The 17987-nt window shown below is 62.5% G+C and carries 17 protein-coding genes and 1 riboswitch; of the genes, 12 read left to right on the forward strand and 5 right to left on the reverse strand.

Features of this window, described 5'->3' with window-relative positions:
• Window positions 1–169 precede the first annotated feature (169 nt).
• The 5 genes from GOB86_RS12540 to gcvH all read left to right on the forward strand — a co-directional run bounded on the left by GOB86_RS12540 (window position 170) and on the right by gcvH (window position 6613).
• Window positions 170–3190 (forward strand): tetratricopeptide repeat protein, encoded by a 3021-nt coding sequence (locus GOB86_RS12540; RefSeq protein ID WP_165992799.1) that lies wholly within the window; start codon window positions 170–172, stop codon window positions 3188–3190.
• Window positions 3191–3292: 102 nt separating this feature from the next.
• Window positions 3293–3760, forward strand: coding sequence for an adenosylmethionine decarboxylase (gene speD / locus GOB86_RS12545; RefSeq protein ID WP_165992801.1), 468 nt, complete (start codon window positions 3293–3295; stop codon window positions 3758–3760).
• A 106-nt stretch (window positions 3761–3866) separates the two neighbouring features.
• Window positions 3867–4739: a polyamine aminopropyltransferase gene (gene speE, locus GOB86_RS12550; RefSeq protein ID WP_165992803.1), complete on the forward strand. Its 873-nt coding sequence runs from the start codon at window positions 3867–3869 to the stop codon at window positions 4737–4739.
• Between the two features lie 50 nt (window positions 4740–4789).
• A riboswitch (glycine riboswitch) is annotated at window positions 4790–4880 on the forward strand.
• A 165-nt stretch (window positions 4881–5045) separates the two neighbouring features.
• Entirely contained in the window at window positions 5046–6182 is a 1137-nt protein-coding gene (gcvT, locus tag GOB86_RS12555; protein ID WP_165992805.1) for a glycine cleavage system aminomethyltransferase GcvT, read from the forward strand.
• Window positions 6183–6247: 65 nt separating this feature from the next.
• The gene (gene gcvH / locus GOB86_RS12560; RefSeq protein ID WP_165992807.1) at window positions 6248–6613 is read left to right on the forward strand and encodes a glycine cleavage system protein GcvH; all 366 of its coding nucleotides are present in this window, start codon (window positions 6248–6250) and stop codon (window positions 6611–6613) included.
• Here the strand turns inward: gcvH and GOB86_RS12565 are convergent.
• Window positions 6610–6792: a hypothetical protein gene (locus tag GOB86_RS12565; RefSeq protein ID WP_165992809.1), complete on the reverse strand. Its 183-nt coding sequence runs from the start codon at window positions 6790–6792 to the stop codon at window positions 6610–6612. The genes gcvH and GOB86_RS12565 overlap by 4 nt on opposite strands.
• Here GOB86_RS12565 and gcvP point away from each other — a divergent pair.
• The 3 genes from gcvP to GOB86_RS12580 all read left to right on the forward strand — a co-directional run bounded on the left by gcvP (window position 6791) and on the right by GOB86_RS12580 (window position 11530).
• Window positions 6791–9676: an aminomethyl-transferring glycine dehydrogenase gene (gene gcvP / locus GOB86_RS12570; RefSeq protein ID WP_165992810.1), complete on the forward strand. Its 2886-nt coding sequence runs from the start codon at window positions 6791–6793 to the stop codon at window positions 9674–9676. The two genes, GOB86_RS12565 and gcvP, sit on opposite strands and share 2 nt — an antisense overlap.
• A 513-nt stretch (window positions 9677–10189) precedes the next feature.
• Window positions 10190–10732 (forward strand): hypothetical protein, encoded by a 543-nt coding sequence (locus tag GOB86_RS12575; RefSeq protein ID WP_165992811.1) that lies wholly within the window; start codon window positions 10190–10192, stop codon window positions 10730–10732.
• 132 nt (window positions 10733–10864) lie between these two features.
• Window positions 10865–11530 carry a TetR/AcrR family transcriptional regulator gene (locus GOB86_RS12580; protein ID WP_165992813.1) on the forward strand — a complete coding sequence of 222 codons (666 nt, stop codon included), beginning with the start codon at window positions 10865–10867 and terminating at the stop codon, window positions 11528–11530.
• Window positions 11531–11648: 118 nt separating this feature from the next.
• On the opposite strand, the gene GOB86_RS12585 is transcribed toward GOB86_RS12580, so the two are convergent.
• The 4 genes from GOB86_RS12585 to GOB86_RS12600 form a co-directional block, all read right to left on the reverse strand.
• Window positions 11649–12311, reverse strand: coding sequence for a CHAP domain-containing protein (locus tag GOB86_RS12585; protein WP_165992815.1), 663 nt, complete (start codon window positions 12309–12311; stop codon window positions 11649–11651).
• 313 nt (window positions 12312–12624) lie between these two features.
• Complete coding sequence (locus GOB86_RS12590; RefSeq protein WP_165992817.1) at window positions 12625–12975, reverse strand: RidA family protein; 351 nt, start codon at window positions 12973–12975, stop codon at window positions 12625–12627.
• 95 nt (window positions 12976–13070) lie between these two features.
• Window positions 13071–13721, reverse strand: coding sequence for a nucleotidyltransferase family protein (locus tag GOB86_RS12595; protein ID WP_253544270.1), 651 nt, complete (start codon window positions 13719–13721; stop codon window positions 13071–13073).
• Window positions 13706–14815 carry an XdhC family protein gene (locus GOB86_RS12600; RefSeq protein WP_165992819.1) on the reverse strand — a complete coding sequence of 370 codons (1110 nt, stop codon included), beginning with the start codon at window positions 14813–14815 and terminating at the stop codon, window positions 13706–13708. Before GOB86_RS12600 ends, GOB86_RS12595 begins: the two co-directional genes overlap by 16 nt.
• Window positions 14816–14938: 123 nt before the next feature.
• Between GOB86_RS12600 and GOB86_RS12605 the strand changes: the two genes are divergently transcribed.
• The 4 genes from GOB86_RS12605 (at window position 14939) to GOB86_RS12620 (ending at window position 17780) form a co-directional block, all read left to right on the forward strand.
• Window positions 14939–15352 (forward strand): host attachment protein, encoded by a 414-nt coding sequence (locus GOB86_RS12605; RefSeq protein ID WP_165992821.1) that lies wholly within the window; start codon window positions 14939–14941, stop codon window positions 15350–15352.
• 101 nt (window positions 15353–15453) lie between these two features.
• Entirely contained in the window at window positions 15454–16131 is a 678-nt protein-coding gene (locus GOB86_RS12610; protein ID WP_165992822.1) for an MBL fold metallo-hydrolase, read from the forward strand.
• A 49-nt stretch (window positions 16132–16180) separates the two neighbouring features.
• Window positions 16181–16699: a DUF192 domain-containing protein gene (locus GOB86_RS12615; protein WP_165992828.1), complete on the forward strand. Its 519-nt coding sequence runs from the start codon at window positions 16181–16183 to the stop codon at window positions 16697–16699.
• A gap of 85 nt (window positions 16700–16784) precedes the next feature.
• Entirely contained in the window at window positions 16785–17780 is a 996-nt protein-coding gene (locus GOB86_RS12620) for an NAD-dependent epimerase/dehydratase family protein (protein WP_165992824.1), read from the forward strand.
• Window positions 17781–17987: the final 207 nt, after the last annotated feature.

Raw genomic sequence — 17987 nt, forward strand, 5'->3', positions numbered from 1 at the left:
CGCCGCATCTGTCTGTCTCCCCAAAAAAACGGGAAAACAGTCAGCACACGCAGACACAAAGTACAACCCTCACGTGCCACTCTCAGGGCTTAACTGACGACACGCCGTAGCAGCCCATGTTGGTTTTTGTCATGCTGGGGTAAACACGGGGTATGGAACGGGTGCCATCGTGGTACTACCGGGGCACAGCGCGCGTGTGGCGCGCCGGGTTGTTGGGCAACGCAAGGGGCAGGCAGGGAACGTGGCAGACAGCAGGCAGGCAGACTGGCAGGCAGGCGCCAGTGGCGCGGCGCGGGGCAGGCATATGCCCGGCCCGGCCATGCGCGGCGTTGGAGCCGTTGCGGGGTCGCTGGCGGGGCCGCTGGCGGGGCAGGTGGGGGCCGGATTGGCCCGTGCCGTGCCCGCGCGGGCCATGCTGGGGCGGGTTGTGCTGGCCAGTGCCGTGTTCTCCGCCCTTGTTCCGGGCGCGGGTGTGGCCTCCCCGCGGGCCAATGCCGCCGCCCCCGCCGTGCAGGATGTCGCCCGTTCGGACGGGCTGCACGCCCTGCCCGTAACCGGTGTGCAGGCGGATGCCCTGCCCGGTGTTGCCGATGTTGCGCCAAGTCTGTTTTTACCAGCCGATAGTGCGACCGGTCTGGCAGCATTCTGGTCGGGGCCGGAGCTTATGGTGGTGGTGGATCGCCCCCTGCCAGCCCTGTTCCACCTCCCCGGTCAGGGCGGCATGTTCGACCGGCGCGAGAGCGTGGCCCTGAACGGCGCAACCCTGCTGCGGCTTTACCTGCCAGACCACCCGCATATTGTGGTGGTGCGCCAAAAAGCGGGCTGGCTGCTGTGCGTGGCCCATAGCGGTGGTCCGGGCGCGTGTGGTGCGGTTACGGACCAGCCCGCTAGCGGTTCCACCGGGCATGCCACGGCTAGTCCTCCGGGTGCTCCCACAGGCACGCCCTCGGGCGCAAGTGCAGACCATGCCAGAGGTGCGCCAGCAGGTGCCCCTGCCAGTGCGCCTGCGGTCCGGTTGGTGGCGGAGGCCGCGCGCGTTCTGTTTGCGCAGGCACAGCCCGGCCGCATTGTTACCCTGCCAGACCCCGTAACCGGGGGCCGGTTATTTGTGGCCACCACCCGGCAGGTGGAAGCCCCGTTGCAGCCCCGCTCGGCTGTTGGGTATGCCGTGCGCCCCGCCGTGCTAGGGGTGGTGGTGGTGGCGGATTCGGCACAGTTGTTCATGCAGTCCACCCCCAATGGCCCGGTGCTGGAGGCCATAGCCGCCCAGCCCGTGCCGGTTGGCCTGCCAGCCCCTCCACCCAGCGCAAGTGTGCGGCAGGGGCAGGACTGGTTCTGGCTTGGGCTGAGGGACGAACCCACCCCTCTGCTTTTGCAAAAATGGCGCAAGGCGCGTGACAGTCTGGGGCAGGCGGCGGGAGACCCCGCAACCATTCTGGCTGGTCAGCCAGAGGCAGTGGTCATTACCATGTGGGCCATGCGGGTCGCGGCCGCGCAGGCCGCATTTGCTGCGGGTTACCCCCAGCAGGCGTGGGACCTGCTGCGCGACCTGCCCGTACAGGTTGGCCATGAAGGCGGCGTAGGGGCGGATATGGGCGGTCTGGTGCATGGCGGCTGGCCGGGGCCGGGCGTGCAGGCCCTGCGCGCTTGTGCTGCCCTGTTGAGCGGGGATATGGCGGGGGCTGCCCCCTTGGCCAGCGCGGACTGGGCCTTTGGGCCGGACATGGTTCTGTGGCGTGGCGCGTATTTTATGCTCAGTGGTGCGGACAGCCACCCCACATCCGTGCTGCTGGCGCGCGGCTATGCACGGCTGGAACAGTACCCCGCACCCGTGCGCGCGAACCTTATGCTCCGTGTTGCGCGGTATCTGGCGCAGTTTGGCGGGCCGGATGAGCGCGCGGTCATGGGCACCTTGCCAGATGACGCGGATTACAACCTTGCCCGCATTATGGTGCAGGCCCGCAGCGCGGATGCGGACACCGCGCGTGTTGCGCTGGAGAACCTGACCGCATCGGGTAACGACCGCATGGCCGACCACGCGCGGGCGGAGCTTGTGGGCTTTTTGCAAGCACATGACCAGATCGGCCCGGACATGGCGGCACAGGCTTATGCCCAGCTTCTGGCCGCACAGGTGGCGGAGGGGGGCCGGGCCGATCCCCGTACCCGGCAGGCTGGTGTGGAGGACCTTGTACCCATGTTGCGGCTTGCCTACGCGCAGGCTCTGGCACAGGCGGGGCAGGCCGTGCGCGCGGCAGGCGTGCTGAGTGGGCTGGGAGTGTCCGAGCAGGTTCCGCAGGATAAGCTGGATGGCGCATGGCGCACGGTGCTGTTTGGTCTGGTGTTTGGCCCGCCGCATTCCGCTGTGGCGGCCGGGGGGCAGAGCAATACCCCCCATGCCAGCAGGGCGGCTGTGGCCCGTGGTCGTGGCAAGCGCCGTGCTGCTGGCCCAACACCCGCAACCACGGATACGGAGCGTGCCCAGCAACTGGCACTGGCGCGCGCCAGCATGGGGCAGGTGCCCGATGACCCGGTCAAGGCCAAGCTGCTGGCAGGGCTTGGGCGGCAGCTTATGGCGCTGGGGCAGTTCGGGCAGGCCATACCCGTTTTGCAGCAGGCCGATGTGCTGGCGATAGAACCGCTCATGCGGGCCGATATTGAGGAGCAGCTTGCGCAGGCCGCGCTCCAGAGCAACCAGCGCCCGCTGGCCCTGCGCGCGCTTGAGCGGAGCGCGCTGGCAGACCTGCCCGAGGACCTTGCCGCCCGCCGTAGGTATGATGAGGCCCGGCTGGCCGCCGCCAGTGGCAACCATGAGGGCGCGCAGGCCCTGCTGGCCGAGGATGAATCGGATGCGGGCCTGTCCGTGCGCGGGGCCTTGTATGAGCAGGACCAGCAATGGGAGCAGGCCGTGCTGGTGGTGGGCCGCCTTGCCAGCCGCACCCTGCCAGAAGAGGGCGAACTCAGCACCGAACAGCGCGATATGGTGATTCGCCTTGCCACGGATGCCACCGCCGCAGGGGATGTGGCAACAATGCGCAGCCTGCGTGCGTGGGTGGGTGCGCGCTCCCTTGGGGCGGAACGGCAGGCGCGGTTTGCCGCCCTTCTCAGGCAGGTGCAAAAAGCGCCTGTTGTGTCTTTGGGGGTGGTTCGGGTGCCAACGTTGTTTGACAAATCTGTTAAAGACCCAAAATAGTGCTTGCACCACAGGGGTAAAAAGCCCTAGTTAGCGCGCTCTTGGCCCAAGGGGGCGATTAATTTCGCCCAACAGGCTGTCTACTGGTTTGGGGGTACGTCAATGAACGCACTTGCTCAACTGGGGATGGTCTCGGAACTCCCGAGCAATAACCAGGCAATTTCTGTTCCGGTCGCATTTGAAGATGATGACCGTAAAGATTATTTCGTCGAAAAAGACGGCGAAAAATTTGCAGGGACACACCTGCTGGTTGACATGTGGGGGGCCACTAATCTGGACAACCCCGCAAAGATCGACAGCACCCTGTGTGAAGCGGCTCTGGCGGCAGGGGCGACAATTCTGCACAGCCATTTCCACCATTTTACACCCAATGGCGGTGTATCTGGCGTTGTTGTGCTGGCGGAAAGCCACATTTCGATCCACACATGGCCCGAACGCAACTTTGCTGCGGTCGACATTTTCATGTGTGGGGCATGCGACCCGCATCTGGCCATTCCGGTCATGCAGCGCCTGTTTCAGGCCGAGCAACTGGATGTGAGCGAAGAACGCCGCGGTCGCGTACAGGGCTAATGCCCACGCGGGTTGACCGCAACATTCCTCTCTATCGATATTAAACGGCAGCTTTGCTCAGGCTCTGGGCAAAGCTGCCGCGCCGTGTATGGCAAGGATGGCTGAGATGGCTGAAAACTGGATCGAAGAAACCCTGTACGACAACTGGGGCCAACGCTTCCGTGTTGTTAAGGAACTGGCGCGCGTTACAAGCCCGTTTCAGGATATTGTAGTATTTGAAAGCGATTCTCACGGTCGTGTCCTGCTGCTTGACGGCGTGGTGCAGATTACCGAGCGTGATGAATTTGTTTATCAGGAAATGCTGACCCACGTTCCCCTGTTCACGCACAAGGCACCGCGCAAGGTGCTGATCATTGGCGCGGGCGATGGTGGCGTGCTGCGCCGTGTGCTTGAGCACCCCGGCGTGGAAAAAGCCGTGATGGTGGAAATTGATGGCAAGGTCATTGAACTTGCCAAGCAGCACATGCCCTCCATTGCAGGTGATGCCTGGACCAACCCGCGCGCGGAAGTGATTGTGGGCGACGGGATCGATTACGTGGCCAAGGCAGCCGATGGCTCCTTTGACGTAATTATTGTGGACAGCACGGACCCCATTGGTGTGGGCGAAGTCCTGTTTACCGACAGTTTTTACGAACACTGCGCCCGCGTGCTCAGTGCCGAAGGGCTGATTGTCAACCAGTGCGGCGTGCCCTTCATGCAGGCTGACGAACTGTTTGAAACCAGCGAACGCCGGGCCAAATACTTCCCCCATGTGTCCGCCTATGTGGCAGCCGTGCCGACCTATGTTGGTGGGTTCATGACACTGGGTATCGCCTCCAAGGGGCCAAACCCCGCCGGGCAGAATACAGATCAGGTGCGCACTCGTGCCGAACAGGCTGGCATTTTGGGGAAAACCCAGTACTGGACGCCAGAAATCCATACCGGCGCCTTTAACCTTCCCCCCTATATTGCCAAGCACCTGCCCACCACCAAGGCGTAAGCCACCCCGCGACCGTGATTGACTTGGGGTGCAAATAATGTCACGGTCGCACCCGCGCAGAGGGAGAGACCAGCCCTAAAAAGCTGGCGCCGAAGGAGCAACCGCCCCGGAAACTCTCAGGCAAAAGGACCCTGCGCTCTAAAACTTCTGGAGAGAGGTGCGCTCGCACCCGCCGACGGGATAGCGATCTCAGGCAAAAGCACAGAAGGGGCAGCGGACGGTCCGGTCCGAAGCTCCGTGTTTTTGCCTTGTGTTCAGCATCAGGGTGCGCGCGGAATTTGGGCCTTATTTTGTAAGGCGGCGTGCATGGGCACCGATTCTTCTCTCCTCCACACTCCTCTCCATACCCTGCATCAGGATTTTGGCGGCAAAATGGTGCCGTTTGCGGGCTATGCCATGCCGTTGCAGTACGCAGACGGCATTATGGCCGAGCACCGCTATGTGCGCGAACAGGTGGGCCTGTTTGATGTGTCCCACATGGGGCAGGTGCGCATCCGTGCGCGTTCTGGCAATGTGGAAGATGCCGCCCGCGCGCTGGAACGGCTGGTGCCAGCCGATATTGTCGGGCTTAAAACCAACCGGCAGCGTTACACGCAGTTCACCAACACATCGGGCGGCATTCTGGACGACCTTATGGTCATCGCGCAGGAGGACTGCCTGCTGCTGGTGGTCAATGCCGCGTGCAAGCAGGCCGACTTTGCCCATATGCAGGACAATCTGGCCGACTGTCTGGTCGAACCGCTCGAAGACCGCGCCCTGCTGGCCCTGCAAGGCCCGCTGGCGCAGGACGTGCTGAGCAGCTTTGACGCCGATGCCGCGACCATGCGCTTTATGGATGTGTGCATGCTCGAAATTGATGGCGCGCGCTGCATAGTCTCACGCTCGGGCTATACGGGCGAGGACGGGTACGAAATCTCGCTCTCCGCCAAGGATGCGGACCGCGTTGCCCGCCAGTTGCTCCAGCACCAGCAGGTCAAGCTGATCGGCCTTGGCGCGCGCGACAGCCTGCGGCTGGAAGCCGGGCTGTGCCTGTACGGGTCCGATATTGATGAGACCACAACCCCCGTGGAAGCAGCGCTTGAATGGTCCATTCAAAAATCCCGCCGCACCGGTGGCGCGCGGGCCGGGGGCTTTCCGGGGGCTGACATTATTCTTGAGCAACTGGAAAAAGGCGTAACCCGCCGCCGCGTGGGCCTGCTGCCAACCGGCCGCGCGCCCGTGCGCCACGGTGCCCCCCTGTACGCGGATGCCGCTTTGGCCGACAAGGTGGGCGAGGTCACATCCGGCGCATTTGGCCCTACGTTGGAGGCCCCGGTCGCCATGGGTTACGTGGCCACACCCCATGCGGGTGTTGGCACGGAGCTTGTGGCCGAACTGCGTGGGCGCGGCGTTGCCACCCGCGTTGCGGCCCTGCCGCTGGTGCCTGCGCGCTTCAGGCGCTGAGTTTTTTATCCGGTTCAAATAATTTTCAAACAGGCCCCGTTCTGGGGTCTTACGGAGTATGAGGCATGACCCTGTATTTTACGAGCGAACACGAATGGCTGCGTGTGGATGGTGATACGGCGGTGGTGGGCATTACCCAGCACGCAGCGGACGAACTGGGTGAACTGGTGTTTGTGGAAACCAAATCCGCTGGCACGCAGGTCAAGGCGGGCGAAGCCGTGGCTGTTGTGGAATCGGTCAAGGCCGCATCCGACATTTACGCCCCCGTGGATGGTGAGATTGTGGAAGGCAACGCCGCACTGGCCGATGACCCCTCCACCGTCAGTTCCGACCCGCAGGGCGCTGGCTGGATTGTCAAATTCCGCCTGAGCAACCCCGCACAGCTTGAAGGGTTGATGGACGCCGCCGCGTACGCAGCATTCGTGGGTTAAGTAAACCCGGCCTTACGCTGGCTCCATTCCGCCCCGCCGCCCTGAGCGGCGCAGACCGTAAGCCTCCCCCACGCAGCCCCGCCCAGTGCCGCGGGGCTTGGGGTATGGTGCGGGGGCGGGGTGGGGCCATCCCCTGTTGTTTTGCGTTTACCCGCCTGTATCAGGATCGTTCCTCGCATGTTCTCCCAAGTTGAAAACCTGCCCGCTTTTGCAGGGCTTCGGGCCGATGGCGCAGCCTTTGCCAGCCGCCACATTGGCCCCACGCCAGACGAGCAGACCGCCATGCTGCATACGGTGGGTGCCAGCTCCCTTGATGAGTTGACAGCCCAGACCCTGCCCGCCGCCATTCGCATCGGTCAGCCGCTTGGCCTTGGTGAGGGCTGGACCGAAACACAGGTGCTCGAACACCTGCGCGCACTGGCGGGGCAGAACCGCGTGCTGACCAGCCTGATCGGTCAGGGCTATTACGGCACGGTGCTGCCAGCGGTTATCGGGCGGAACATTCTGGAAAACCCGGCTTGGTACACGGCGTACACGCCCTACCAGCCCGAAATCAGTCAGGGGCGTCTGGAAGCGCTGCTGAACTTCCAGACCATGGTCACAGAACTGACCGGGCTGGACATAGCCAATGCCTCCCTGCTGGACGAGGCCACGGCGGCGGCAGAGGCCATGGCGCTGGCCAAACGGGTTGCCAAATCCGCGTCCAACACGTTTTTTGTGGATGCGGACTGCCACCCCCAGACCATTGCGGTGCTCAAAACCCGTGCCGAGCCCATGGGCTTTGCCATTCAGGTTGGCAACCCGGCCACGGAGCTGAACGCTGCGGACGTGTTTGGCGCTTTGTTCCAGTACCCCGGCTCCTCGGGGCAGATCACCGACCCGCGCGTGGGGATTGATGCCCTGCACGCAGCCGGTGGCATTGCCGTTATGGCGGCAGACCCGCTGGCCCTGACCCTGCTGACCTCTCCGGGGGAACTCGGGGCGGATATTGCCATTGGCTCCACACAGCGGTTTGGCATTCCCATGGGCTTTGGTGGCCCGCATGCCGCCTACATGGCGGTGCGCGATGCCTACAAGCGCAGCATGCCCGGCCGCCTTGTTGGGGTTTCGGTCGATAGTGAGGGCCGCCCGGCCTACCGTCTGGCGCTGCAAACGCGCGAGCAGCACATCCGGCGCGAAAAAGCGACATCCAACATCTGCACAGCCCAGGTGCTGCTGGCCGTTATTGCAGGCATGTATGCGGTCTATCATGGGCCGGAAGGGCTTAAGGCCATTGCCCGGCGGGTCAACGGGCTGGCCGCCACACTGGCCGCGGGCCTGCGTGAGCTTGGCGTAAACGTCCAGACCACCGCGTTCTTTGATACACTGACAATAGATGTGGGCGATGCCGCCCCAACCCTGCTGGCCCGTGCGTGCGAGATGGGCATGAACCTGCGCAACGCAGGGGCAGGCCGCATCGGCATCAGTCTGGACGAGACCAGCACGATCAAAACCGTGCTGGATGTGTGGTCCGTGTTCTGTAACGACCGGGACCGCATGGGGCATATGGCGCTCAAGCTGGCGCAGCCGGGGGCCACAATGCCAGACGCACTGGTGCGCCAGTCGGCCTTTATGCGGCAGGCAGTCTTTGGCGCGTGCCGGTCCGAGACAGATATGCTGCGTTACCTGCGCCGCCTGTCCGACAAGGATCTGGCGCTTGACCGCACCATGATCCCCCTTGGCTCTTGCACCATGAAGCTGAATGCCACGGTGGAAATGCTGCCCATTACGTGGCCCGGCTTTTGTGACCTGCACCCCTACGCTCCGGCCGATCAGGTGCCGGGTTACCAGAGCCTTCTGGCCGACCTGGAGCGCTGGCTGTGCGCCATTAGCGGATATGATGCGGTGTCCTTCCAGCCCAATTCGGGTGCGCAGGGCGAGTACGCGGGCCTGTTGGCCATTCGCGCCTACCATCGTGCGCGCGGGCAGGGTGCGCGTAATGTGTGCCTTATTCCCGCTTCCGCCCACGGCACCAACCCGGCCTCCGCCCAAATGGCGGGCATGAGTGTTGTAGTGGTCAAGTGCGATGGCGATGGCAACATTGACCTTGCAGACATGCAGGCCAAAGTGGAGGCCCACGCGGCGGACCTGTCCGCCGTGATGATCACCTACCCCTCCACCCACGGTGTGTTCGAGGAAAACATGCGCGCCATCTGCGATATGGTGCATGCCGCAGGTGGGCAGGTGTATGTGGATGGTGCCAACATGAACGCGCAGGTCGGCCTTGCCCGTCCGGCGGATTATGGAGGGGATGTCAGCCACTTTAACCTGCACAAGACCTTCTGCATTCCTCATGGCGGGGGTGGTCCGGGCATGGGGCCAATTGGCGTGCGCGCCCACCTTGCCCCGTTCCTGCCCGGCAACCCGGCGGATGCGGACGTGGGTATGGCGGTCAGTGCCGCGCAGTTTGGCTCGGCCTCCATTCTGCCGATTTCGTGGGCATATATCCGCCTGATGGGGGATGCGGGGCTCAAGCGGGCAACGCAGGTGGCAATCCTGAACGCCAACTATATTGTCAGCCGTTTGTCCGATGCGTATCCGGTGCTGTACCGGGGGGCCAAGGGGCGGGTGGCCCATGAGTGCATTCTGGACCTGCGCCCGATCAAGGACAGCACGGGCGTGAGCGTGGATGACATGGCCAAGCGGCTGGTGGACTATGGGTTCCATGCCCCTACGGTCAGCTTTCCCGTTGCGGGCACATTTATGATCGAACCCACGGAATCCGAAGGTAAGGCCGAACTGGATCGCTTTTGCGATGCCATGCTGGCCATGCGGGAGGAAGTGCGCGCGGTGGAGCAGGGCACGGTTACAGCCGAGCAGTCCGTGCTGCGCCATGCGCCCCATACGGGTGCGGCGGTTACGGCCGAGGCATGGGACCACCCCTACAGCCGCCAGCAGGCGTGCTTCCCCCCCGGTGTAAATCCGGCCACCAAATACTGGCCCAACGTCGCCCGGATCGATAACGTGTACGGCGACCGCAATCTTGTGTGCTCGTGCCCCGATATTGCGGAGTGGATGGAATAACACCCAGCCTGCCGTAACGGCTGGTACCAGTGGTGCGCAACAGGGCGGTCCGGGGTTTTGCTCCGGGTCGCCCTTTGTGTTTGTAGCCCGGCACTGTACGCCCCGGCGGCCCATGTTGGCGGGGTGTGCCGTTGCTGGCCTGTCTGCCTGTGCGGGGGCTGGCCCGGCGTGGTGCGGCGCGTGCTGTTTGCGCCCTGCCGAGCACCTGATGGGGATAGGGGACTGGTTGGTGGTTTGAAGGCGTTTTACGGCGCACGGGTTTGCGTTTGACACAGATAGGGGTGCGACATAAAACGAGACTGTTCCGTTTTGCAAAGCTCGCGCCAGTCCACCTATGTCTGTGGCGAAAGTTTTGCTGCCCCCCCCATGCCAAGGATGCAAGGTTCCGTGCCAGTGTTGGCTGATTTATCCCGATATTCCGCGCCTGCGCCCCCATTAGTCACTGTGCCTGCCGGGCGCGGCCGGTGCTTGTCTTTTGCCCTGCCACAGACCTGTGCGCGGGTTGTTTGTGGCATGTTGGTCAGGGTGCGTGCATGGGGGGGCTTGTGTGCGCCTGTGCGCGGCAAGGGTATGGCAGGCGGACTGGCCGCTACCTTTTGGCTTGCGGCCCAGCCCGCGCTGGCACAGCCCCAACAGCAACAGCAACAGCAACAGCCCCAATCTCTTTCCCACACGCAAAGGGCGGATTGTGGGCCAGATGACGGGTGGCTGACATTGCGGGTGGAAGAACTGGGCGCTGTGGTGGGCTACCAGTGGGGGCGCGGCACGCTCGAACTTGGCGGGCATACCTACCGCATTGTTGCGCGTGGGGGTGGTGTGCTGGCGGTGGGGCAGGCGTATTTTCAGGCCGCAGGCTGTGTGCGCAACATTACCCGCCCGGAGGATTTTAGCGGCACGTACTGGACCACCGGCGGCGCTGCGGCCGTTGGGCAGGGGCGCGGGGTCATGCTGATGGAAAACGCGCATGGCGTGGACGTGCATCTGTCCGAACAGACGCAGGGGGTTTTTATGTCCTGGCAGGTGGCACGGCTGGATATGGAACTGGTGCAGGACTGATCCTGTCTGTACGGACCAAAACTGCCAGTTGTTCGGCCATATAGGGCTGTTCCCGGGTTTCCTGCTGCGGGCAGAGGGGCTATTGTGGAGCGGAAGCCTTTTTTGGCAAACAGCAACGGGTCAACAGAGTTTATGGCGGACGGGGTAGCACATACGGGCGGTCGCCCATCGCACGAAGCGGCGGAGGAACTGGACCGTACGGTTATTACCGTGGCCACGGCGGAGTTTATGCGCGCAGGCTATGCTGGCACCTCTGTTGAACATATTGCCAAGGTGATTGGCTGTTCCAAAGCCACGATTTACCGGCGCTACCCGTCCAAAAAAGAGCTGTTCAGAGCCATTGTGCAGGAACGTTGCCAGCATATGGTTGGCATTTTGCAAGCCCAACCGGGCAGCATGGCCAACCCGATGGACGCCATGAAGGACATGCTCCGGCGTTTTCTGGACTTTCTGCTGGTACCCGAGACGGTGGAAACCTACCGTATCCTTATTATGGACTGCCAGCAGTTTGCCAGTATTACGGCGGATCTGGATGAGGCCATAGACCCACTGCACCAGCGGATGAATATGCTGCTGGGTCAGGCATTGGGCTGGCCAGACACGCCTGAAAACCGGGCTGAAATTGCAATGCTGGAAATGAGTCTGCGTGGGCTGGTTACAGGCTGGCCGCTGCACCAGATGTTGAGCGGGCACAAGCCGTTTGCAACAGAGACCGCAAAAAATCGTTTTTTTGAGGCAAGCTGGAATGTGCTGGAAAGTGCCGTGCGCACGCGCGCTCTTTCTGGCCCGCCAGCATAAGGCGGCCTTACCAAGTACAAGGCACAAGGTAAAAAAATCCCCGATCAGTTAGACTGACCGGGGTATAAACCCACCTATGGCTGCGGCAGATATGCTGGCTATCTGGCCGCGCTGGTTATTACGGTGTTGCTTTGGCCGCAGCAACAGGCTGTGCCCCTGTGGGAGCCTGCGCCAACTGGGTGGCCGGCATTTTGCTGGCCCATGCGGTCATAACTTCCTGCTTCAGGCTGGCTGGTGCTGCGTCCTTGCCAGCCGAGCGGGGGTAGATAAACCCATATGTGGGGTAGATGGAGCCGTAGCTGTTGGCGTTGTTGTTCAGGGCAACACGCACGGCAGACCAGTCATTGTTGGGGGAGACGTCAATAACCGACACATTGCGGCTTATGCCAGCCTGCGCCCAGTGGGACTGGTCAATAACAATGGTGCGGCTGTCCACAATGTTGCGCACAACGGCAACGTGGCCCAGCGGCATGCGGCGTGTTGCACGGAAGTTGAGAACACTGCCAGCCTTGGGTTCCAGCCCACGGTCATACACACCGGCGGCATTGTGCCACCAGTCCCGCGCATTGCCGTGCAGCACCACATCGGATGCGGACTTGGCGTAGGCCACGCACTGGATCACATGGCCGGAGCTGCGGTGGTGGTGGGTGGATGCGGCATGCACGTTATGGTGGGTAACATGGCTAGTGCGCGCCTGTGCAGCGCAGGAGAGAAAGGAGGCAGAAACAAAGGACACAACGGCCAGCGCAAGTTTTAGCTTTTTAGACCGTCCATCCTGCATCGTGTCTGCCTTTCCCTGGCTTGCTTTAGTTTAGGTCAGCTGCATGTTCTGTGGTCAGGTATAAACATCAATGCAGATCAGGCAAGCGCTGTTTGCGCGGCAAAAACGCGAAAGTGACTGTTTGCTAAAAAGAACCCGGTTGAAAACCAAAAATAGGAATTAATTCCTATCATCTGTCACGGGATTGCCTTAATTCGGTCTGGCAGGGCACATTTGGAGAACAGGGGATAAAAGCCGGGCTGATTCTGATTCGGCGTATCTGTGGCTAAAAAACCACGCCTCGCACAGTGCCAGCCCGGTAGGTCAGGCAGGCTTATTTGGTGGTCACAAGCATGATTTCAACCAGCATGCGCGGGTCGGCCAGAATGCCCTGCACACACGCACGGGCGGGGGCCATGCCTTCGGGCAGCCATGCGCTCCACAGGGTGTTCAGCTTGTCACGGTCGTTAATGTCTTTCAGCCAGATCTGGGCCTGTAGCAGACGGGTGTTGTCCGTGCCGTGCTGTTCCAGCAGGGCGTCAAGCTGTGCCAGCACGTCGCGGGTCTGGCCTTCCACGTCCTGGTCCAGATCGCGGGCGACCACACCCTGAGTGTAGACAAAGCCGTGGTATTCCACTGCGGCGGACAGAATCGGGTTGGGGTTGGTACGCAGGATTTTGCTCATGAACAAACACTTCCTTGGGGATCATCAGGACTAAGGCCGCCTGCGCACACAACGCGCGGGCGGCCCTACAGTTTTCGGAGCGATCGGGCCTGCGGTCAACAGGGGCTGGGCTGCATACGTGCAAACTGTTCCAGCCTGTCGGGCGTATCAAAGTCTTCCAGCAGTTCGGCAGGGGCGGGCAGCAGGCGTACGGCAGGCCCGAGTGCGCGCAGGAGTGCGCGGCCGCCCTGATCGCCCGTTACATCCAGCAGGGCCGTAAACTGCGTGCTGGACCACACAACCGGGTTGCCGGGCCTGTTGTGCCGTTGTGCCGCCACAACAGGAGCCTGCGTGGTGTGCTGCTCATAGAGCAGTGCGTTCAGCAGGTGGGTGGGCACAAGGGGCATGTCCCCCAGACACACCAGCAGGCTCTTGGCCCGTGCAACCTGCGCTGCCCGCACACCGGCATGGAGCGAGGCGGAAAGCCCCATTGGCGCGTCCGCCACACGCTGTGCGCTCAGGCGTGTGCCGTATTCGGGCAGGGTCTGGGGCAGGGCTGCCAGTTCTGGCCGGTTGGGGGGGAGCAGCACCAGCACATGCTCGGCCGCGCAGCGCACGGTGTTGCGTAGGGTGCGCACCAGCATGGGGCAGCCCGAGGCATCGGGGGCCAGCAGTTTGTGCCGCGCCCCCGTGCGTGAGGACTGGCCCGCCGCCAGCACAATGGCCAGCGTGCCTGCCAGCGTGCTGGCCATCAGGGGTACTGCCACCCGCGCGCCTGCGCCAGAGGGGCCTGCCTGCGTACGGCAATAATGTCGGCCAGAATGGACAGGGCTATTTCCTCCGCCCCCACGGCTCCTATGGCCAGCCCTATGGGGCCGCGTATGCGCGCCAGTTCGGCCTCGGTAAAGCCCAAACCGCGCAGGCGCTCCATACGGCTGGCCTGCGTTTTGCGCGACCCCAGCGCACCGATGTAAAAGGCGGGGCTGCGCAGGGCCTCCTCCAGTGTGGGGTCATCCAGCTTGGCGTCATGCGTTAGCGTGGCAATGGCGGTCATGCGGTCTATGCCCAGTGTCTGCATGGCCTCGTCCGGCCAGTCGGCCAGCAGGGTCTGCCCCGGTACAAGGCCGGGAAAACGCTGGACCGTGGCCAGAGCCGTGCGCGGGTCGATGACAATGGGGGCAAGCCCGACCATGCTGGCCATGCGGGCAAGGGACTGGGCAATATGCACCGCCCCCACAATAAGCAGGCGCGGGGCGGGCACCAGTGGCTGCACAAACCAGACCCGGCCCGTGGCGTCGGCTTCTGCCCCGCTGCGGCCGTGTTGCATGCGCTCATTGGCTGCATTGCAAATTTCGGGCGGGCAGGTGCCAAATTGCACAGTGCAGCCCTGCTCGGTTTGCACAACAAGGGCGTTTTGCGCGCCATCTGGCAGGCGGATCAGGGCTGCGGCCTGCCGGTTTGCCATGCACGCACAGGCCTGTTCCAGCAGGGCAAGGGGCAGGGTTCCGGTGGGGCAGGCGGGGGAATTTATGGCCTCCACCTGCACGTCCAGCCGTCCGCCACAGGCCAGCCCGACCTCCCACGCGCGGGCGCTGCTTACGCCGTATTCCAGCGTTTGTGCGGGGCTTCCGGCCATAATGTCCTGCGCGTGGGTCATCACATCGGTCTCAACACACCCACCGCTGACCGAGCCTTCCACCGCACCGCCCGCACTCATGGCCATGCAGCTACCAGCCGGGCGGGGGGAACTGCCCCACGTACCGGTTACGGTGGCAAGGGCAACTGGCTCGCCTGCCCGTGCCCATGCCAGTGCATGGTCCAGTGGGGTCAGGAGTTGGGGAGGGGGGGCTGGAACTGTCATGATCCTTCCCTATATCACTGTGCATACAGACTGCCCATTGGCAGCAGAACAGGCCAGAAGCCGCGTGACTGCACAGCAACAATGGGGACGGGCTGCACGATTTTGAAACGAGGACATATTTTCATGACTGAAGAAAGAGACGGCCTGATTGTTTACGTTGCGGCAGACGGCGGTAAAGTGCGCTTTTTGCATGACGTGCAGGGCGAAATGCGCGACGTGAGCGACGTAAAGGCCGAAGGGCACGAAGACACCCCCGGCAAGCTCCCGCCCGAAACCGACCCCCGCACAGCCGCCAAGGAAGGCTTTGCCCGCAATGTGGCCGACCGCATTAACGCCATGGTCGCCCACGGCGCCAAGGTGGACGGCTTTGTTATTGCGGCCCCCGCGCCCATCATGCACGACATCCGCGCGCATCTGAGCAAGCCCGCCGAAGCCAAGGTGATCAAGACGCTGATCAAGGACCTGACCAACATTCCGGCCCACGATCTGCACAAGCATTTTGACATTCCGGCCACGGGCTGGGTTCTGCCGGGCTAAAAAAAGCCGTAAGCCTGATGACAAGAAGCTGCCAGATGGTTCCGTCTGGCAGCTTTTTTTTGGCATACTGGCCAGAACTACGGCGCAAAGAGAGGTCGCATATGCAGGTTTCCTACCCCGGCATGCAGCTACGCATCGTTCCGGTTACGCCTTTCCGGCAGAACTGCTCCATCCTGTGGCAAGAGGACACGGGGCGGTGCATCATGGTCGATGTAGGGGGGGATGCGGACGTGCTGCTGGATTTTGTAAACCGCAAGTCCCTGAGCGTGGAGGCCATAGTGCTCACCCACGGCCACCTTGACCACGCAGGCGGTGTGGCCGCCCTGTGCCGTGGGCTGGAGGCGCAGGGCAAGCCCCGCCCCGCCGTTATAGGGCCAGATGAGCGTGATGCATTCTTGCTGTCCTCCATAACCGATCAGGCGCGCCACTTTGGCCTTTCGGGGCTGGAGAACGCCTCGGTCGACCGCTTTGCGCGTGATGGGGAGGTGCTGGATTATCTGGGCTGCCAGTTGCGCGTGGTGCATGTGCCCGGCCACACGCCGGGGCATGTTGTGCTGGTGGATGAGCGCGCCCGCTTTGCCTTTGTGGGCGATGTGCTGTTCCGTGGCTCCGTGGGGCGTACGGATTTTGCCTATGGCGATGGCGCGCAGCTTATACAGGGCATACGCCAAAAGCTGCTGCCGCTTGGCGATGATATTGTGATAGTGCCCGGTCATGGTGGTTTGTCCACGCTGGGTGCGGAGCGGACGGGCAACCCGTTTTTGCAAGACGAACATTGAGTGCAGGAGAAAACAGGACGTGAAGAACAAACAACTGTTCGGGCTGCTTATGGCAGCACTGGTGGGCAGTGCTGGCGTGGCGTGGGTGCCTGCTCTGGCCGATGATGCCGAACCCACGCAGGCCCAGCCGGTCCTGCCCAAGGAGCCGCTGAGCATTGTCTCTGCCTCGGGCAAACATGTTTTTTCCGTTGAACTGGCCAAAACCCCGCGTGAGCAGCAGGTGGGCGAGATGTTCCGCACGCAGGTGCCTGCCGATGGGGGCATGCTGTTCCCGTGGGGCGCGCCACAGCAGAGCGACATGTGGATGGAGAACACCCTTGTCCCGCTCGATATCGTATTTATTGGCCCGGACCTGCGCGTGCAGTCCATTGTGGAAAACGCGGTGCCGCAAAGTCTGGCCCATATCAGCAGCCACGGCCCGGCTCTGGCCACACTGGAACTGGCAGGTGGTGTAACCGCCAAACTGGGCATTATGGTGGGCGACAAGGTGGAGGCGGCCTCCCTGGCTCTCCCAACGCCTGCTGGCTCCTTGCCACAAACAGCCCAGCCAACCACAAAAACGCCCTGACGCGTCGCTTTGGCTTCGCTAGAAGCGCCCTAACACGGTACCGGGCTGGCGGAGCCTCGGTGCGCTCAGCTCACGAGGCGGAATTTTGGCATTTTTGGTAACTGGCGCGGCCGGGTTTATTGGCTTTCACGTTGTTCGGGCCTTGCTGGAGCGGGGCGAGCGGGTGATCGGGGTAGATAACTTAACACCCTGCCCCGACCCGAACCTGAAGAAGAGCCGCCTGCTCCTGCTGGAGCAGTATCCCGACTTCCATTTTCATGGTCTGGACATCAGCCAGCCCGACGGGCTTATGGCGCTGGCGGTGCGGGAGCCGCATATACGCGGCATTTTCCACTTTGCTGCGCAGGCGGGGGTCCGCTACTCGCTGGAAAATCCCTACCTGTTCGCAGATGCCAACGTGCGCGGGCATATTGCCGTGCTCGAGTTTGCCCGCAGGCTCCCCCGGCTGGAGCATCTGGTCTACGCCTCGTCCTCCTCCGTGTATGGCCGCAACAACAAACTCCCCTTTTCCGAGACAGACCCCGTGGACCAGCCCGGCTCGTTCTATGCCGTAAGCAAGCGGAGCGCGGAGCTTGCGTCCTCCACCTATAGCTACCTGTATGGCATTCCCCAGACCGGGCTGCGGTTCTTTACCGTTTACGGTCCGTGGGGGAGGCCAGACATGGCCTATTACAGCTTTGCCCGCTCCATTATGGAGGGGCGGCCTGTTCCCCTGTATAGCGGTCGCGCCCTGTCGCGCGATTTTACATATATTGCCGATGTGGTCTCCGCCGTGCTGGCGGTGTTTGACAAACCACCCGCGCCCAACACCGCCCGCGTGCTCAATGTTGGCAGCCAGCGCCCCCAGAGCGTGCGCAAGCTCATAGAGGTGCTGGAGGAGGTGCTGGAGACCAAAGCCCATATTCACGAGCTTCCACGCCCCGCAGCGGACGTGGAAAAAACATGGGCCGATATTGCCGCCATCCACCAGCTCACTGGCTGGCAGCCCAAAACCGAGCTGATAGACGGCATGGCGTCCTTCCTGCGCTGGTATCGGTTTTATGGCGCAGGCGCCAAACATGGACATTTTGTAACGAGATAGATTAAGTTTTTTTTGGTGATTTTCTGTGTTTTGAGGCGTTTATGAATCGGGGAAAGTGTTGGTTTTCTGGGGGTTTAGTTGTTTTTTATGTGAGGGGTTGACGGGTAGGTGTTTGGGGGTATAGAAGCTGCTTCACCGAGACGAAGCAGTCTTGGCGGGGATGAGAGTTTCTGCTAAGTTCTTTGGCTCTTTGGTCTTTGACAAGTG

Source organism: Acetobacter lambici, from assembly GCF_011516885.1.
Taxonomy (GTDB): Bacteria; Pseudomonadota; Alphaproteobacteria; order Acetobacterales; family Acetobacteraceae; genus Acetobacter; species Acetobacter lambici.

Excerpts from the sequence above, each read along its gene's own strand:
- speD (WP_165992801.1), top strand. The coding sequence starts at position 3,293 with ATGAACGCACTTGCTCAACTGGGGATGGTCTCGGAACTCCCGAGCAAT.
- speE (WP_165992803.1), top strand. The coding sequence starts at position 3,867 with ATGGCTGAAAACTGGATCGAAGAAACCCTGTACGACAACTGGGGCCAA.
- gcvT (WP_165992805.1), top strand. The coding sequence starts at position 5,046 with ATGGGCACCGATTCTTCTCTCCTCCACACTCCTCTCCATACCCTGCAT.
- gcvH (WP_165992807.1), top strand. The coding sequence starts at position 6,248 with ATGACCCTGTATTTTACGAGCGAACACGAATGGCTGCGTGTGGATGGT.
- gcvP (WP_165992810.1), top strand. The coding sequence starts at position 6,791 with ATGTTCTCCCAAGTTGAAAACCTGCCCGCTTTTGCAGGGCTTCGGGCC.
- GOB86_RS12565 (WP_165992809.1), bottom strand. The coding sequence starts at position 6,792 with ATGCGAGGAACGATCCTGATACAGGCGGGTAAACGCAAAACAACAGGG.
- GOB86_RS12575 (WP_165992811.1), top strand. The coding sequence starts at position 10,190 with ATGTTGGTCAGGGTGCGTGCATGGGGGGGCTTGTGTGCGCCTGTGCGC.
- GOB86_RS12580 (WP_165992813.1), top strand. The coding sequence starts at position 10,865 with ATGGCGGACGGGGTAGCACATACGGGCGGTCGCCCATCGCACGAAGCG.
- GOB86_RS12585 (WP_165992815.1), bottom strand. The coding sequence starts at position 12,311 with ATGCAGGATGGACGGTCTAAAAAGCTAAAACTTGCGCTGGCCGTTGTG.
- GOB86_RS12590 (WP_165992817.1), bottom strand. The coding sequence starts at position 12,975 with ATGAGCAAAATCCTGCGTACCAACCCCAACCCGATTCTGTCCGCCGCA.
- GOB86_RS12600 (WP_165992819.1), bottom strand. The coding sequence starts at position 14,815 with ATGACAGTTCCAGCCCCCCCTCCCCAACTCCTGACCCCACTGGACCAT.
- GOB86_RS12605 (WP_165992821.1), top strand. The coding sequence starts at position 14,939 with ATGACTGAAGAAAGAGACGGCCTGATTGTTTACGTTGCGGCAGACGGC.
- GOB86_RS12610 (WP_165992822.1), top strand. The coding sequence starts at position 15,454 with ATGCAGGTTTCCTACCCCGGCATGCAGCTACGCATCGTTCCGGTTACG.
- GOB86_RS12615 (WP_165992828.1), top strand. The coding sequence starts at position 16,181 with ATGGCAGCACTGGTGGGCAGTGCTGGCGTGGCGTGGGTGCCTGCTCTG.